Raw genomic sequence first — 15253 nt, 5'->3', positions numbered from 1 at the left:
CGCGGAATGGCCACAGGTTGGCTCGACAAGTTGTTTCGTTCCTGCACCGTTCATCACCGGTGGCGGAACGAAAGAGCGCCCCGCGCACTAATGCTGCACAGGGGGCGAGTAGATAGAGGGATGAGACGATGAGGAAGATCGGACTTGCGGCAATTGCCGCTGGCAGCCTGGCCGCAGCCGGCTGCACGACTTATCCGAACCAGTATGGCTATGATCCCTATTACGGGAACAACGGCTACTATAATAATGGCTACAACAACGGCTACACCTACGACAGCCAGGGTCGTCGCGTCGCGACGGGCGCTGCGGTCGGCGCGGTTGCCGGTGGCGTGGCTGGTGCGGTTATTCCGGGCGTCAGCACGGTCGGCGGCGCGGTTGCCGGCGCAATTCTCGGCGGCGTTCTCGGCGCCGTGGTGAACGGCCGTCAGTACTACCGTGATACGCGCGGATATTGCTATTACGTCGACCAGTACGGCAACCCGCACTACGATTATAACACTCGCTGCTAGTCGACTGACAAACCAGCGTTTTTGCGTTCAGACGAGGCGGAAGTCACCTTCCGCCTCGTCCAGTATGTAGAGCTGGCCTTCCGCAACCGAAAAGTGGGCTCCGTGTAGCTTCAGATCGCCGGATTGCTCGCGTTCCGCGATCCACGGGAAGGTGCGCAGGTTGGCGAGGCTGACCTTCACCGCCTCCTGCTCCATGTCCGTATAAGCCGCAGTGTCCAGCTTATCGTGCCGATCGCGGACGGTCTTGCTCGCATGGTCGAGCATGTGAACCCAATCGGAAATGAAATGACCTTCGCCGGGCTCGGTATCGTCGAATTTGCCCGTTAGTGCCGCCGCGCAGCCGCCGCATAGGCCATGCCCCATCACCATGATCTCGCCGACCTGCAGCTGGGTGACCGCGAATTCCAGTGCGGCCGAGACGCCGTGGTAACCCCGACTGGTTTCATAGGGCGGTGCCAGGCCGGCGATGTTGCGAACGACGAACATCTCGCCAGGCTTCGCGTCGAAAATTTGGGCCGGATCGACACGGCTGTCGGCGCAGGACAGGATCATCACCCGTGGGCTCTGGCCCTCCGCAAGCTCCGACCAGCGTTCGCGTTCGTGTGCCCAATCCGTTTCGCGGAAGCGTCGATAACCTTCGATCAACTGGGTGAGATATGGCATGGGCTCCGGCTAGCCAGACAAGGCGGGGGTGGCAAGCGGCGAGCACAGTCGCTATCTCGCGCCGAATGAACGCCCCAGCCGCAGTTCCTCCGAAGCAGCGCAAGCCGGACTGGATCCGGGTGAAGGCCCCCGTCAGCGAGGGATATCACGCAACACGCCGCCTGATGCGCGACCTCAATCTCGCGACCGTGTGCGAGGAAGCCGCCTGCCCTAACATCGGCGAGTGCTGGACGAAGAAGCATGCGACGGTGATGATTCTCGGCGACACCTGCACGCGTGCCTGTGCCTTCTGCAACGTGAAGACCGGCATGCCGCGAGCCGTCGATCCGCTGGAGCCGGAGCATGTGGCGACGGCCGCCGCCGAGCTCGGGCTGGAGCATATCGTGGTGACGTCGGTCGATCGTGACGATCTGCCGGACGGCGGCGCATCGCAATTCGTGAAGGTGATCCAGGCACTGCGCCGGAATACGCCATCGACGACAATCGAAATCCTGACGCCCGACTTCCGCAACAAAAGCGAGGCGGCGGTCGAGGCGATCGTCGAGGCTGGCCCTGACGTCTACAATCACAACCTCGAGACCGTCCCGAGGCTCTATCCGACGATCCGCCCGGGCGCGCGTTATTACGCGTCGCTACGGCTGCTTGAGAGCGTGAAGCGCCATGCGCCGCAGATCTTCACCAAGTCCGGTGTCATGGTCGGGCTCGGCGAGCAGCGGCTTGAGGTCCACCAGGTGATGGACGACATGCGCTCCGCCAGCGTCGATTTCCTGACCATGGGCCAGTATCTCCAGCCGACGCCGCGCCATGCGAAGGTTGAGGAGTTCGTCACGCCCCAGGCTTTCGATGCTTATGCAGCTATCGCGCGGGCGAAGGGCTTCCTGCTGGTTGCGGCATCGCCACTTACGCGGTCAAGCTATCACGCGGGCGACGACTTCAAGAAGATGCAGGCCAACCGCGCCGAGCAGCTTAAGAGGGAAGGGGCGAATGCCGCGGCATAGCGAGACGCGGCATCTTCCCTATACGCCGGAGCAGCTGTTCGACCTCGTCGCGGACGTTGAGCGCTACGACGAATTCCTGCCTTGGGTGGTCGCGGTGCGCGTCCGCTCATCTAGTGAGACTGAGACGGTCGCCGACCTTGTCGTCGGCTTCAATGCCTTCAAAGAGCGATTCACCAGCAGGGTGCGCAAGGACAAGCCGTTGCAGATCACCGTCGATTACGTCGAGGGCCCGCTGAAATATCTTCATAACGAGTGGAAGTTCGACCGCGCCGAGGATGGCGGGACCAACGTCAATTTCTCTGTCGATTTCGCCTTCAAGTCGCGGTTGTTCGAGACGCTGGCGGGGGCGATGTTCGACCGCGCTTTGCGACGGATGACGTCAGCCTTCGAGCAGCGCGCCGCGGCGCTTTACGGCAAGAGCAAGTCGAGCGCGCAAAGCGCGGCCTGAAGTCGCACCCCGGCGCGGGTCTTTTCATTGAAGAATTTTTGGTCGGCGACGATCTTTGCCGGGTCGGCGTCGCGCTCGGCGCGAGCGAAGACGACCGTACCGACGGGCTTCTGCGCAGTCCCACCGCCGGGGCCGGCAATGCCAGTGATGGCGACTGCCACATCGGCCTCCGAAGACGCGAGTGCGCCCCGCGCCATGGCCCAGGCGGTCGCGACGCTCACAGCGCCAAAGGTCTCGACAACCTCTTCGCTGACCTTCAGCTGCGAGATCTTGGCAGCGTTTGAATAAGTGACGTAGCCAGCCTCGAAGACCTCGGAGGAGCCAGGGATTTCTGTGAGCGCAGCGCTGACGAGACCGCCTGTACAACTTTCTGCGACCGCGATTCGACGAGCTGCGGCGCGATTGGCTTCGACGACTTCGCGCGCCTTGGCGACCAGCTGTTCGGAAATGAGTTGGTCCGTCATCGACTCAGTCCCATGCGAATGCTCGCGACAGCCTGCGCCGCTATTCCTTCACGCCTGCCGGTGAAACCCAGACGTTCGGTAGTGGTTGCCTTGATGCTCACCTGATCCAGGCCGAGACCCGCAATCTCGGCAACCCTGGCGCGCATGGCGGCGCGGTAGGGCCCGACCTTGGGCTCTTCGGCGATGATCGTGCAGTCGAGGTGGTCGATGACCGCCCCACGATCGCGGAGCAGGTCGATCGCATGGCGGAGGAAACGGTCGGAGCTCGCTCCTTTCCACTGCGGATCGGAGGGCGGGAAATGCTCGCCAATATCCCCCAGCCCGCCGGCGCCGAGCAAGGCATCGGTCAGGGCGTGGAGCACCACGTCCGCGTCACTGTGCCCAGCAAGGCCGCGGTTATGAGGTACGGCAATGCCTCCAAGCATAACAGGACCCTCGCCGGCGAACGCATGCACATCGAAGCCCGTTCCGGTGCGCGGGATCATCCGGGACGCAAGCCATTGCTCGGCGCGCTCGAAGTCCGCTGGCGTTGTGAGCTTTTCTAGGGATAAATCTCCCGCGACGGCGGCAACTTCCATGCCGGCCGCCCTTAGCACGGTTGTCTCGTCGGTCGGCGCAATTGTCTGCCATTGTGCATAGGCGCTGCGAAGCGCTTCGAGGCGGAAGGCTTGCGGGGTCTGCACACGAACAAGATTGCTCCGCTCGACCAGGTCGGCGAGCCGGTCGGAGGCGCGCGCAACGGTATCGCCGATGGGCAGCACTGGCGTTGCGCCCTCGAAGAATTCCAGCGGGGCGAGAAGACGGTCGACGACATCCGCGGGACAGAAGGGTCGGGCAGCGTCATGGATAAGGATCGCATCGCCTTCGACTGCAGCGAGGCCGTTCCGGACAGAGTCCGCGCGCTCTCCTCCGCCTTCGATCAGGTCACCGACGTCTAATCCCTCGATCGCTTGTGATGCTTGCTCCCTTTGGCCCTTGCCGATGACGACACGCGTGGAGCGGATCGCAGGATGATCGATCAGCGCCTCAACCGCCCACCGCAGTACCGGCTTACCGCCGAGCATCCGATATTGCTTGGGCACGCCGCCGCCCAAACGCTCGCCTTTACCGGCAGCGACAATGAGGGCGGTCGTGGTCACGCACTGCGCGTTTAGGGCCGCTTGCCTTGTCCGCCAAGGGCTTCTCCATTATCTGCGCGCCACTCATGAGCGAGCTGAAGCCCATCTCGATCGGTCCGGTGAGGATCGACGCGCCGGTCATCCTGGCGCCGATGACGGCTGTCACCGATTTGCCGTTCCGGCGGATCGTGAAGCGCTACGGCGCTGGCCTGACGGTCAGCGAGATGATCGCGAGCCAGGCGATGGTTCGCGAAACGCGTCAGTCGCTGCAGAAAGCGATGTGGGATCCGGCTGAAGAGCCAGTCTCCGTCCAGCTCGCCGGCTGCGAGCCGCACATCATGGCGGAAGCGGCGAAGCTCAATGAGCAACGCGGCGCGGCGATCATCGACATCAACATGGGCTGTCCCGTGAAGAAGGTCGTCAACGGCGAGGCCGGGTCGGCACTGATGCGCGACTTGCCGCTCGCCGCTCGCCTGATCGAAGCGACGGTCAAGGCGGTGAAGGTGCCGGTCACGCTCAAGACCCGCATGGGCTGGAACCACGAGAACCTCAACGCGCCCGAACTGGCGCGGATCGCCGAGGACCTCGGCGTGAAGATGATCACGATCCACGGCCGCACACGCTGCCAGATGTACAAGGGCGAAGCCGACTGGGCTTTCGTTCACAGCGTAAAGGAAGCTGTGTCGGTGCCAGTGATCGTCAACGGCGACATTTGCTCGATCGACGATGCGCGGACTGCCCTCGACCAATCGGGCGCGGACGGCGTGATGATCGGGCGCGGCGCCTATGGACGGCCGTGGCTGATCGGCCAGGTCATTTCCGAGCTGACTGGCGGCGGGCATCGTCCGGACCCGAGCCTCGACGAGCAGCTCGACGCCATGCTCGAACAATATGAGGACATGCTTTCGCTTTACGGCACGCACACCGGCGTGAACCTCGCGCGCAAGCATATCGGCTGGTACACCAAGGGCCTTCCGGGCTCCGCGGAGCTCCGCAACAAGGCCAACCAGCAGGACGATCCTGCGGTTGTGGTTGCGATGCTGCAGGAATTCTATTCGCCCTGGCTGAGACGGACAGCGGCCTGACGCGATTTTTCGCGTCACAACTGTGTTTTTGATGCAACGGCTGCTTGGAGCGTGCTAGGGCGCGCCCGAATGGATGCGCGTACGGCAGAATCGCGGGTGACCTCGAAAGCGCAGAACTGGCTTCAGGAAAAGCGCCAGAGCCAGCGCTTCTACGACCGGCTGACGCTCGCGATCGGCATCTTCCTGGTTGCGATGATCGCGTTCAGCGTCTGGGCGCTCAACCGCGGGGCCGAGCCCGGGACCCTGCTCTCACCGCCTCTCATCGCCCTACTGATGGTCGCCAACCTCCTGCCGGCGATCGCGCTGATGGTGCTCTATTCCCGCAAGGTTGCCTTGCGCCGGGCGGAGGAGGGGGGGCTTGGCAGTGGACGTCTTCACACCAGGCTGGTCGCGCTATTCTCAGTCATTGCCGCGGTACCGACGGTGCTTGTCGCAATCTTCGCGTCACTGCTGTTCCAGAGCGGGTTGGAATTCTGGTTTTCGGACCGCGCGCGGGGGATGCTGGAGAATACGGTTCAGATCGCGCGCAGCAGTTATGAAGCCGAGGTCGAGCGCGTCGCCAATGAAACGACGACAATGAGCGGCGACCTCGCCGGTTATTTGAAGCTCGTACCGCGCGACGATCCGCGCTTTGTCGAAGGCTTCGGGCGGCAGGTGCTGAACCGCAACCTCTCGGAAGCGATCATTTTCACTTACGGGCCAGACAAGCAGATCCGCACGCTGGCGCTGGTTGATCCGTACGAACGGCCGCTCGACAAGGACATTCCGCCGGAAACGCTCAAAAACCTCGGCCCGCGCGAAGTTGTGTCGGTGAACGCGTCGGACAGGATCGGTGCGCTGACCCGCCTGGATTATGGTCCGGACACCTTCCTTTACGCTGCGCGAGTGTTCGACCCGCGGTTCAAAACGCAGGTTAAGCGTTCTAGCGACGTGCTCAGCGAATACCGGGCGCTGCTCAACAAATCGCGCGCGAACCAGTTGCGCTTCAACGCGGCGCTTCTCCTGGGCGCTCTAATCATTGTCGGGCTTGCGATCTTTACCGCGCTGAAGATCGCCGACCGGCTCGTAAGGCCAGTTGGCGAACTGGTCTGCGCGGCGGGACGCATCGAGGAAGGCGACTTTTCGGCCCGGGTGCACGTCGCGGATACGGGCGACGAAATCGAAACCCTTGCCAGCGCCTTCAACCGGATGGCGGGGCGGCTTGACGAGCAGACCGGTGCGCTCAGGACTGCCAATATCCAGCTCGACACGCGGCGCGCCTTTATTGAGGCGGTGCTGTCGAGCGTGACGGCGGGCGTGATCGCGCTCGATTCAAGCCATCGCATCTTGTTGGTGAACCGCTCTGCGGAAACTCTGCTGCAGAAGGTTCAGGACGAGCTGGAGGGCGGGGCACTCCAATCCGTCTCGCCCGACCTCGAAGAATTCATGCGCGGCGATCAGTCCGAAGCCAACGTCATTGTGGTCATCGATTCCGGACAGCGGACGCTGGCGGTGAAGCGGGCGCGCTACCAAGACGGCTCGGTGATGACCTTCGACGACATCACCGACCAGCTGACCGACCAGCGACGGGCCGCGTGGTCCGACATCGCCCAACGTATCGCGCACGAGATCAAGAATCCGCTGACGCCGATCCAGCTGGCGGCCGAGCGGCTCCAGCGGCGGTTCGGGGAGGAAATCCAGTCCGACAAGGATACATTTGGGCGCTTGACCGGCACCATCGTCCGGCAGGTCGGCGACCTGCGGCGGATGGTCGACGAATTCTCCAACTTCGCGCGCATGCCGAAGCCGATCTTCCGGACCGAAAATGTCCATGAAATTGCGCGCCAGGCACTGTTCCTGCACGAAGTCGCGCACCCGGGCATCACCTTCGTCCTCGCGCCCCCGCAGGGGGAGTTTCCGATGGTGTGCGACCGCCGCCAACTGGGTCAGGCGCTGACAAATGTCGTGAAGAATGGTGTGGAAGCTATTGAAGGAAGGCGTAATCGCGGTGAGCATAGCCTTGCCGGCGACCGCATCGAGCTTCGCCTCCACGTTGAGGACGGCCACCTCATCATCGACGTGATGGATACCGGCATCGGACTGCCGGAAGACCGGGCGCGCCTGACGGAGCCTTATATGACGACGCGTGTCCGCGGCACCGGTCTCGGGCTCGCGATCGTGAAGAAGATTGTCGAGGAACATATGGGCGAGATCGCCTTCCTCGACCGTCCTGGCGGCGGGACTCACGTCCGCATCGCCTTCGATACCGCAAAGCTGGCCGCGCTCGAGGGTGTATCCAGCGAAACATCTGAAAACACAGACGGAAATGGCGAGGGAGCCTGATGGCGCTTGAAGTGCTCGTGGTCGACGATGAGGCCGACATCCGGGAGTTGGTCAGCGGCGTGCTGGAGGATGAGGGCTATTCCGTCCGAACCGCCGCCGACAGCACCCAGACGCTCGAAGCGATCGAAGAGCGGCGGCCATCGATGGTCTTGCTCGACGTGTGGCTTCAGGGATCGAAGCTGGACGGGCTCCAACTTCTGCAGGAGATCAAGCGGCGGGATTCGACGATCCCGGTCCTGATGATTTCGGGTCACGGCAATCTCGACACGGCGGTTGCCGCGGTGAGGGAAGGGGCCGTCGACTTCATCGAGAAGCCCTTCGAGGCCGAGCGCCTGATCTACCTCGTCAATCGCGCGACCGAGACGGACCGGCTTCGGCGAGAGAACGAGACTTTGAAGCTGAAAGTGGGCGAGGAAGACCAGCTTCACGGCAGCTCGGTTTCCATCAACACGGTGCGCGCCACACTGAAGCGCGTGGCGCCGACCGGCAGCCGGGTGCTGATCTCGGGCCCGCCGGGCGTGGGCAAGGAAATCGCCGCCCGCATGATCCACCTGTGGAGTCCGCGCGCGAAGGCGCCCTTCATCGTGCTATCGGCGGCGATGATGAGCCCGGAACGGGTTGAGGAGGAATTATTCGGCAGCGAGGTTGATGGCACGGCTCGCCCAGGTCTTCTGGAGCACGCACATGGCGGCACGCTGTTCCTCGACGAGATTGCCGACATGCCATTGACGACGCAGGCGAAAATCCTGCGCGTCCTGACCGACCAGAGCTATCACCGCGTCGGTGGCCAGCGGCCGGTGAAGGTCGACGTGCGAGTCCTCTCGGCAACCTCTCGGAACCTGCAGGACGAGATTTCTGCCGGTCGCTTTCGCGAGGATTTGTTTTATCGCCTCAACGTCGTTCCGGTGCGGCTGCCGCCACTGCGCGAGCGGCGCGAGGATATCCCCGAGTTAGTCAGCCACTTCCTCGCCCGTCTCGCGGCCGAACGTCGGCTGCCGGCTCTTCGTATTTCCGAGGAGGCGATGGCGGCACTGCAGGCGCATGAATGGCCGGGCAACGTTCGCCAGCTCCGCAATATCATAGAGCGAACGATCATCCTCGCGCCCGGCGATCGCGTGTCATGCATCGACGTCGACCTGTTGCCGCCTGAAATCCTCGACAATCAAAGCGCGATGGGCGGTTCGACCACCGCGATGGCAATTATGGGCAGCCCGCTGCGGGAAGCGCGCGAGTCTTTTGAACGCGAATATTTGAAAATTCAGATTCGGCGCTTCTCGGGCAACATCTCGCGCACAGCCTCGTTCATCGGCATGGAGCGCTCGGCCTTGCATCGGAAGTTGAAGGCGCTGGGAATCGGCGACAAGCGTGAAGGGGACGAGCCGTAAAGCGAGGTAGGCAATGTCAGCACGCGCATTGAGCCTGCAGGATCAGTTCCTGAACAGCGTTCGCCGCGCGAAGGTGCCGGTGACCATCTTTCTCGTCAAAGGCGTCAAGCTGCAGGGCGTAATCACGTGGTTCGACTCATTCTCGCTCCTTCTGCGGAGGGAAGGGACGTCGCAACTCGTCTACAAACATTCGATCTCGACGATCATGCCGACGACGACGCTGACCGAGTTCGTCCCGGCCAAGGTAGCGGAGCAGGGAGCCAAGGCCGCCCTCCAGGACCTCTTTCTCGCCGCCGCGATGCGCGATTCGGGGCGAATGACCTTGTTTCTCGTGAATGGGGTAATGCTCCAAGGGGCCGTGGCAGGCTTCGACCAATTCTCATTGGTGCTTGAGCGGTCGGGGCAGATCCAGCTCGTCTACAAGCACGCAATTTCCACCCTGCAGCCGGCGCACCCGCTCGACCTCGAGGCCGAGCAGAACGGCGAAGCCGAGGAGCCGTCGTGAGCACGACCTTCGACGGGAACGGCGCCATCGAGGTCTCGCGCGGCGAGCGGGCGGTGATTGCCGTGCCGGAGCTTCCGCGCGAGGGCGTGCGACGGTCCGCAGATGCGCGGGTAGAAGAGGCGCAGGGCCTTGCCGAAGCGATCGGGATCAAGGTCGTGGCCGCGAAGTCATTTCGCGTGCGCACTGTCCGGCCCGCAACCCTGCTGGGAAAGGGTCAGGTCGAAGAGATCGCCGAGGCGGCCAAGGAGCACCATGCCGGCCTGCTGATCGTCGATGCCGCGCTGACGCCGATCCAGCAGAAAAATCTGGAAGAAGAGTCCGGCACTAAGGTGATCGACCGGACCGGGCTGATCCTCGAAATTTTCGGCGAGCGCGCGGCGACGGCCGAGGGCCGCCTGCAGGTCGAGCTGGCACATCTGGACTATCAGGCGGGCCGTCTCGTTCGCAGCTGGACCCACCTCGAACGGCAGCGCGGTGGCTTCGGCTTCCTGGGCGGCCCGGGTGAAACGCAGATCGAGGCGGATCGGCGGATGATCCGCGACCGGATGGCCAAGATCCGTCGCGAGCTGGAGCAGGTTAAGAGGACGCGGTCGTTACATCGCGACCGGCGCCAACGTGCGCCCTGGCCGGTCATCGCGCTGGTCGGTTATACCAACGCTGGAAAGTCTACGCTTTTCAATCGCCTGACGGGCGAAGCTGTGTTCGCTGAGAACCTGCTGTTCGCCACGCTCGACCCAACGATGCGCGACATTCGGCTGCCGGGGTTCGACAAGGTCATCGTGTCGGACACGGTCGGCTTCGTTTCGGACCTGCCGACCGAACTCATCGCCGCGTTTCGCGCGACGCTGGAAGAGGTCGCGTCGGCCGACCTGCTGATCCACCTCCGCAACATGGCGCATCCCGACAGCGAGGCGCAGCGTGAGGATGTAGACGACGTTCTCACCTCCCTCGGGCTGGCAGAAGAGGGGGCGCCGCCTCGAATCGAAGCCTGGAACAAGGTTGATTTGCTCAACGGCGAAGAGCGCGATCGCCTCTTCGAGGAAGCCAAGCGCCGTGACGATGTCGTACCGATCTCGGCCGCCACCGGCGAAGGACTCGATGCGTTGCGCGAACTCATGGCCGAGCGCCTTAGAAGTGGGGAACAGGTGCATTTGATCCGCGTGTCGGCGACCGACGGCAGCAAGATCGCCTGGCTGCATTCCCGCGGCGAAGTGCTCGAGCAGACAATGGACGATGAAGAAGTGCAGCTTTCCGTCAGGCTTTCACCCGACAATTGGGCGCGCTTTCAGGCGATGGAATCGGCCTGAACCTTCTTCGCCTCGGCCCACAGAGCTTCTTTTTCGTCGAGTGACATGCCGCCGAACCCGGGCGCTTTCTCAATTGCGCGGAAGCGCTTTTCGAACTTGCGGTTGGCTTCGCGCAACGCCGCTTCGGGCTCGATGTTGAGATGCCGTGCGAGGTTCACAACCGCGAACAAGAGGTCTCCGAGTTCGTCGAGCATACGGTCGTGATCACTTTCGGCGTCCAGTTCGGCAAGCTCTTCGTCGATCTTGGCGCGTGGGCCGGCGGCGTCTGGCCAGTCGAAGCCAACGCGAGCAGCTCGGCGCTGCAGTTTTGCTGCACGTTCCAACGCGGGTAGCGCCAGAGCAACGCCTGCCAAAGCGCTGTCATCCGGCGATTTTTGCCGTTCCGCCGCCTTTATTTCTTCCCACAGGTGATGCCCACCATGCTCAGCGTCGCCGAAAATGTGCGGATGGCGGCGCTCCATCTTGTCACTGATGCGTGTCAGCACATCAGTAAGCGTGAAATGCCCGGCTTCCTCAGCGATGCGCGAATGGAAGACGACCTGTAGCTGCAGATCTCCAAGTTCGTCGGCGAGCGCGTCCATGTCGTTGCGCGCGATCGCGTCCGCGACCTCGTAGGCTTCCTCGATCGTATATGGCGCGATCGTCTCGAACGTCTGGACGGTATCCCATTCGCAACCGCTGGCCGGATCGCGAAGACGGCGCATGATCTCGACAAGCCGTTCAAGCGGCACCGGGGGCCTCCAATCCTCTATATTCCGAAAGTATGATAATATGCATTATGTTAAGTGGTATTTATGTCAGGAGACGAGAACCAGCCATCGTCCCTCCACGCTCCAGCGGCTCAGCGATGACAAAAAATTCATCCCCAGCACGTTGAGATCGTCGTTATCCGCGACTTGAAGTCCGACGTCCCTGCGCTTGATCCCACCCACCTCGATCTCCGAAGCTCGCGCGCTCGCGACGCGAATGATGCCGTTGCCAGTCCGCACGAACTGATCCCGCTGCTCCGGAACGTCGATGCCTGCGGCCTTCGCCGTGTCGCGGTCGATCGTGGTCATGGTCGCGCCGCTATCGACCAGGAACTTCACGTCCTTGTCGTTGAGCTTGGCATCGACCCAGAAATGGCCGTCGATCGCCATCGGGATACGCGTTTCGCGTCCTTCCTGAACCGGCGTGCCGACCGCCTCGGCCTTCAGGCGCTGGGCAACCCAGCCGAAGTTGTCACGGAATGTGAAGAGCACGAAGCCGGCGCCAAAGATCGCCACCCAGGCCAACGCCATCGTAAACATCTTGGCCGCCGGCTCTCGCCGCGACATGAGCGAACCGAGCACGAGCATAGCAGCCATCATCAAGTAAAGTCCGCCGAGCATGACATCGTTGGTCATCACAGCACGATCTCCAGTCCGTCGTGCGCCGGTGCCGCCCAGTCGGGCAGCTCGCTCACCAGCGTCCGATAGTCCAGGCCATTGCCCATGTGCGTTAGATAGACTCGGCCTACCCGCAATTCACGCGCCCACTTGAGAATGCCGTCGAGATGGGCATGGGTCGGGTGCGGCGTTCGGGTCAGGCAGTCGGCGATCCAGACGTCCGCGCCTTCATAGAGTGCCGCCATGTCTTCGGTTAAGTCATTGAAGTCTATTGCGTAGACGGCAGACTTTTGACCCTCATCGAAGCGCAACCCGAGTGTCGTGGGACCGCCATGCGGCTGCTCGACCGTGCGAACGGAAATCTCTCCGAACCTCAGCTCGTCGGCGATCGGAACAGCCGCAGCGATCGGCCGATAGAAACCGGACCGGGAGAATGAATAACCGAAGCGTTGCTTCAGTTCGGCAAGATCGTGCGGCCGCGCATGGATGGGCACCGGCTTTTCCATCACCTGTGCGATCGGCCGCAGCTCATCGAGGCCGTGACAATGGTCGCCATGCGTGTGCGTGACGATCACGGCGTCGAGCCGCCCGACTTCGGCGTTCAAAAGCTGCTGGCGAAGGTCCGGGCCACAGTCGACGAGCACACGCTCGCCGCCACTCTCGACCAGTATCGAAGACCGCAGGCGGGCATTGCGCGACTCGTCCGGATCGCACCTGCCCCAGTCGTTTCCGATCTTCGGAACGCCAGTCGACGTCCCGCAACCCAAAATTCTAAGCTTCACCTGCCGCCTTGTTGAAAAGCCGGAAGAAATTCGCGGTCGTGTTCTCAGCCAGCGCCTCGATTGGCTCGCCTCGCAATTGAGCAACGAAGGCGGCGGTGTCTGCGACGAACGCCGGTTCGCATTTCTGGCCGCGGTGCGGAACGGGCGCAAGGAACGGAGAATCCGTTTCCACGAGTATCTGCTCCGCCGGCAGCCACTTTGCGGTGTCCTGCAATTCGCGCGCATTCTTGAACGTCACGATGCCGGACAGCGAGATGTAGAAGCCCAGGTCCAGACCCTTGCGCGCCAGGTCGGCCGAACCAGTGAAACAATGCAGGACGCCGGTGACCCCCTTCTCCTTCACGGCGCGCGACAGGATCTCGGCTGTATCGTCCTCTGCGTCCCGCGTGTGCACCACTAGCGGCAAGCCGGTCTGGCGCGCGGCATCGATATGCGCTTCGAAGCGCTCGCGTTGTGCGTCGCGGTCCGACTTGTCGTAATAATAATCGAGCCCGCACTCGCCGATCGCGATTACGCGCGCATGGTCGGCGCCCTCCACAAGCGCGGCGGCACCAAGGTCTGGATGCGCGTCCGCTTCGTGCGGGTGGACGCCGACGCTGGCCCAGACATCGGCGTTCCGGTCGGCAACCGAGATAATGTCCGCCCATTCCCGCTGCCGCGTCGAGATGTTGAGGAACCCGGCGATGCCGCGCTCCCGCGCGCTGTCGAGGACCTCGTCCTGGCGCTCGACCAGGCCTTCGTAGTTGAGATGGCAATGGCTATCGATCAGCCTCATGCCGTGGCCTCGTCCTCCGCTTCGAGTTCGAGGCGCGGGAAGAGGGGCGTCGGCTGCGAAATGGGCGCCCCGCCCTTCCCTGCATCGATCAGGTTCACGAGCTTCTCGGCAGAATCCGGGATGATCGGCGCGATGGCCTGCGCGAGCTGGCGTACCGCGGCGACTAGCGTGCCGAGCACCGCTGCCATCCGCGCCGGATCGGTCTTGCGCAGTGCCCAGGGTGCCTGTGCGTCGACGTAGGCGTTGCACGCGAACACGGCCTGCATCCACGCGTCGATGCCGAATGAAAAGCCCAGGCGATTGAAGTGCTCGACCATGTCCACGGTCGTGACACGGTCAACCAGTGCTAGGAGTTCACGATCCTCCGCCGCATCGCCGGCCGACGGAAGAACTCCATCCAAATTCTTGAAGATCATCGACAATGTGCGCTGCGCAAGATTGCCGAAGCTGTTCGACAGCTCCGCGTTGGCGCGGTTGACGATGGCTTCGGCGCTATAGCTTCCGTCCTGGCCAAAGGTGACCTCGCGGAGGAGGAAATAGCGAAGCGCATCGACGCCGAAGCGGTCGGCGAGAACCATCGGATCGACGACGTTGCCGACGCTCTTCGACATCTTCTCACCGCGGCTGAGCAGGAAGCCGTGGCCGTAGACCTGCTTCGGCAGCGGGATGCCGGCAGACATCAGGAACGCGGGCCAGTAGACCGCGTGGAAACGAACCACGTCCTTGCCGATCAGGTGTACGTTCGCCGGCCAGTAGCGCTGCCACAGCTCCGTATCGTCGGGATAGCCGAGACCCGTGATGTAATTGGTGAGGGCGTCGAGCCACACGTACATGACGTGATTGTCGCTGCCCGGCACCGGCACGCCCCAATCGAAGCTGGTACGCGAGATGCTGAGATTCTTGAGCCCGCCTTCGACGAAGCGGACGACCTCATTGCGGCGGCTGTCGGGCTGGATGAAGTCCGGGTTCGTTGCATAAAGGTCGAGCAACGGCTGCTGATATTTCGACAGGCGGAAGAACCAGCTTTCCTCGACCGTCCATTCGACCGGCGTCCCTTGCGGCGAAAGCTTTACGCCGTCTTCGCCCTCGGTGATTTCCTCGGCCTCGTAATAAGCCTCGTCGCGCACCGAGTACCAACCCTCGTAACGGTCGAGGTAAAGGTCTCCCCTCTCCTCCATCGCCTTCCAGATCGCCTGGCTGGCGCGATAATGATCGGGCTGCGACGTACGGATGAAGCGGTCGTACGATACGTTAAGTGTATCACACATGCCTTGGAAAAGACGCGACATTCTGTCCGCCAGAGCGCGCGGCTCAACGTTCTCGGCACGCGCCGCCTGAGCCATCTTCAGCCCATGCTCGTCAGTGCCCGTCTGGAAACGCACATCGCGGCCTTGCGACCGCTGGAAACGCGCAATCGCGTCCGCGGCAATGGCCTCGTACGCATGCCCGATGTGCGGCGGGCCGTTTGGGTACGAAATCGCGGTGGTGATGTAGAAGGGCTCGCCCATGCGCGATGCCCTAGCCG

Annotated in this window: 16 protein-coding genes; 8 read left to right on the top strand and 8 right to left on the bottom strand. The window is 62.8% G+C overall.

Going from position 1 to position 15253, the window contains the following annotated elements; genetic code table 11:
- Positions 1 to 128: 128 nt before the first annotated feature.
- A complete protein-coding gene (locus ABD704_RS02110; RefSeq protein ID WP_344698042.1) occupies positions 129 to 509 on the top strand; it encodes a hypothetical protein in 381 nt (126 codons plus the stop codon).
- A 27-nt stretch (positions 510 to 536) separates the two neighbouring features.
- Here ABD704_RS02110 and ABD704_RS02105 read toward each other — a convergent pair whose 3' ends face one another.
- Positions 537 to 1172 carry a carbonic anhydrase gene (locus tag ABD704_RS02105; RefSeq protein WP_344698040.1) on the bottom strand — a complete coding sequence of 212 codons (636 nt, stop codon included), beginning with the start codon at positions 1170 to 1172 and terminating at the stop codon, positions 537 to 539.
- Between the two features lie 65 nt (positions 1173 to 1237).
- Between ABD704_RS02105 and lipA the strand changes: the two genes are divergently transcribed.
- Both lipA and ABD704_RS02095 read left to right on the top strand, forming a co-directional pair.
- Positions 1238 to 2170, top strand: coding sequence for a lipoyl synthase (gene lipA, locus ABD704_RS02100; protein ID WP_344698039.1), 933 nt, complete (start codon positions 1238 to 1240; stop codon positions 2168 to 2170).
- Positions 2157 to 2618, top strand: a complete 462-nt coding sequence (locus ABD704_RS02095; protein WP_344698038.1) for a type II toxin-antitoxin system RatA family toxin — start codon at positions 2157 to 2159, stop codon at positions 2616 to 2618. Before lipA ends, ABD704_RS02095 begins: the two co-directional genes overlap by 14 nt.
- On the opposite strand, the gene ABD704_RS02090 is transcribed toward ABD704_RS02095, so the two are convergent.
- Entirely contained in the window at positions 2579 to 3082 is a 504-nt protein-coding gene (locus tag ABD704_RS02090) for a CinA family protein (RefSeq protein ID WP_344698037.1), read from the bottom strand. The two genes, ABD704_RS02095 and ABD704_RS02090, sit on opposite strands and share 40 nt — an antisense overlap.
- Positions 3079 to 4221 carry a bifunctional 2-C-methyl-D-erythritol 4-phosphate cytidylyltransferase/2-C-methyl-D-erythritol 2,4-cyclodiphosphate synthase gene (locus ABD704_RS02085; RefSeq protein WP_344698036.1) on the bottom strand — a complete coding sequence of 381 codons (1143 nt, stop codon included), beginning with the start codon at positions 4219 to 4221 and terminating at the stop codon, positions 3079 to 3081. The genes ABD704_RS02090 and ABD704_RS02085 overlap by 4 nt, the downstream gene beginning before the upstream one ends.
- 65 nt (positions 4222 to 4286) lie before the next feature.
- Between ABD704_RS02085 and dusB the strand changes: the two genes are divergently transcribed.
- The 5 genes from dusB (at position 4287) to hflX (ending at position 10804) form a co-directional block, all read left to right on the top strand.
- Entirely contained in the window at positions 4287 to 5285 is a 999-nt protein-coding gene (dusB, locus tag ABD704_RS02080) for a tRNA dihydrouridine synthase DusB (protein ID WP_344698035.1), read from the top strand.
- A gap of 69 nt (positions 5286 to 5354) precedes the next feature.
- Positions 5355 to 7607 (top strand): sensor histidine kinase, encoded by a 2253-nt coding sequence (locus ABD704_RS02075; RefSeq protein WP_344698034.1) that lies wholly within the window; start codon positions 5355 to 5357, stop codon positions 7605 to 7607.
- Entirely contained in the window at positions 7607 to 8992 is a 1386-nt protein-coding gene (ntrX, locus tag ABD704_RS02070; RefSeq protein ID WP_344698033.1) for a nitrogen assimilation response regulator NtrX, read from the top strand. The genes ABD704_RS02075 and ntrX overlap by 1 nt, the downstream gene beginning before the upstream one ends.
- Before the next feature lie 13 nt (positions 8993 to 9005).
- Positions 9006 to 9497, top strand: coding sequence for an RNA chaperone Hfq (gene hfq, locus ABD704_RS02065; protein WP_344698032.1), 492 nt, complete (start codon positions 9006 to 9008; stop codon positions 9495 to 9497).
- Positions 9494 to 10804, top strand: coding sequence for a GTPase HflX (gene hflX, locus ABD704_RS02060; RefSeq protein WP_344698031.1), 1311 nt, complete (start codon positions 9494 to 9496; stop codon positions 10802 to 10804). The genes hfq and hflX overlap by 4 nt, the downstream gene beginning before the upstream one ends.
- On the opposite strand, the gene mazG is transcribed toward hflX, so the two are convergent.
- From mazG to metG, 5 genes are all read right to left on the bottom strand, one after another.
- Entirely contained in the window at positions 10783 to 11535 is a 753-nt protein-coding gene (mazG, locus tag ABD704_RS02055; protein ID WP_344698030.1) for a nucleoside triphosphate pyrophosphohydrolase, read from the bottom strand. The genes hflX and mazG overlap by 22 nt on opposite strands.
- A 66-nt stretch (positions 11536 to 11601) precedes the next feature.
- Positions 11602 to 12189: a retropepsin-like aspartic protease family protein gene (locus ABD704_RS02050; RefSeq protein WP_344698029.1), complete on the bottom strand. Its 588-nt coding sequence runs from the start codon at positions 12187 to 12189 to the stop codon at positions 11602 to 11604.
- Complete coding sequence (locus tag ABD704_RS02045; protein WP_344698028.1) at positions 12189 to 12953, bottom strand: MBL fold metallo-hydrolase; 765 nt, start codon at positions 12951 to 12953, stop codon at positions 12189 to 12191. Before ABD704_RS02045 ends, ABD704_RS02050 begins: the two co-directional genes overlap by 1 nt.
- Positions 12943 to 13728 carry a TatD family hydrolase gene (locus tag ABD704_RS02040; protein ID WP_344698027.1) on the bottom strand — a complete coding sequence of 262 codons (786 nt, stop codon included), beginning with the start codon at positions 13726 to 13728 and terminating at the stop codon, positions 12943 to 12945. Before ABD704_RS02040 ends, ABD704_RS02045 begins: the two co-directional genes overlap by 11 nt.
- On the bottom strand, positions 13725 to 15236 hold the full coding sequence (gene metG / locus ABD704_RS02035) for a methionine--tRNA ligase (RefSeq protein WP_344698026.1): 1512 nt from the start codon (positions 15234 to 15236) through the stop codon (positions 13725 to 13727). Before metG ends, ABD704_RS02040 begins: the two co-directional genes overlap by 4 nt.
- Positions 15237 to 15253 lie beyond the last annotated feature (17 nt).

This window comes from Sphingomonas limnosediminicola (assembly GCF_039537965.1).
GTDB classification, from domain to species: domain Bacteria; phylum Pseudomonadota; class Alphaproteobacteria; order Sphingomonadales; family Sphingomonadaceae; genus Sphingomicrobium; species Sphingomicrobium limnosediminicola.
This window is presented reverse-complemented; position numbering and strand designations above follow the sequence as displayed.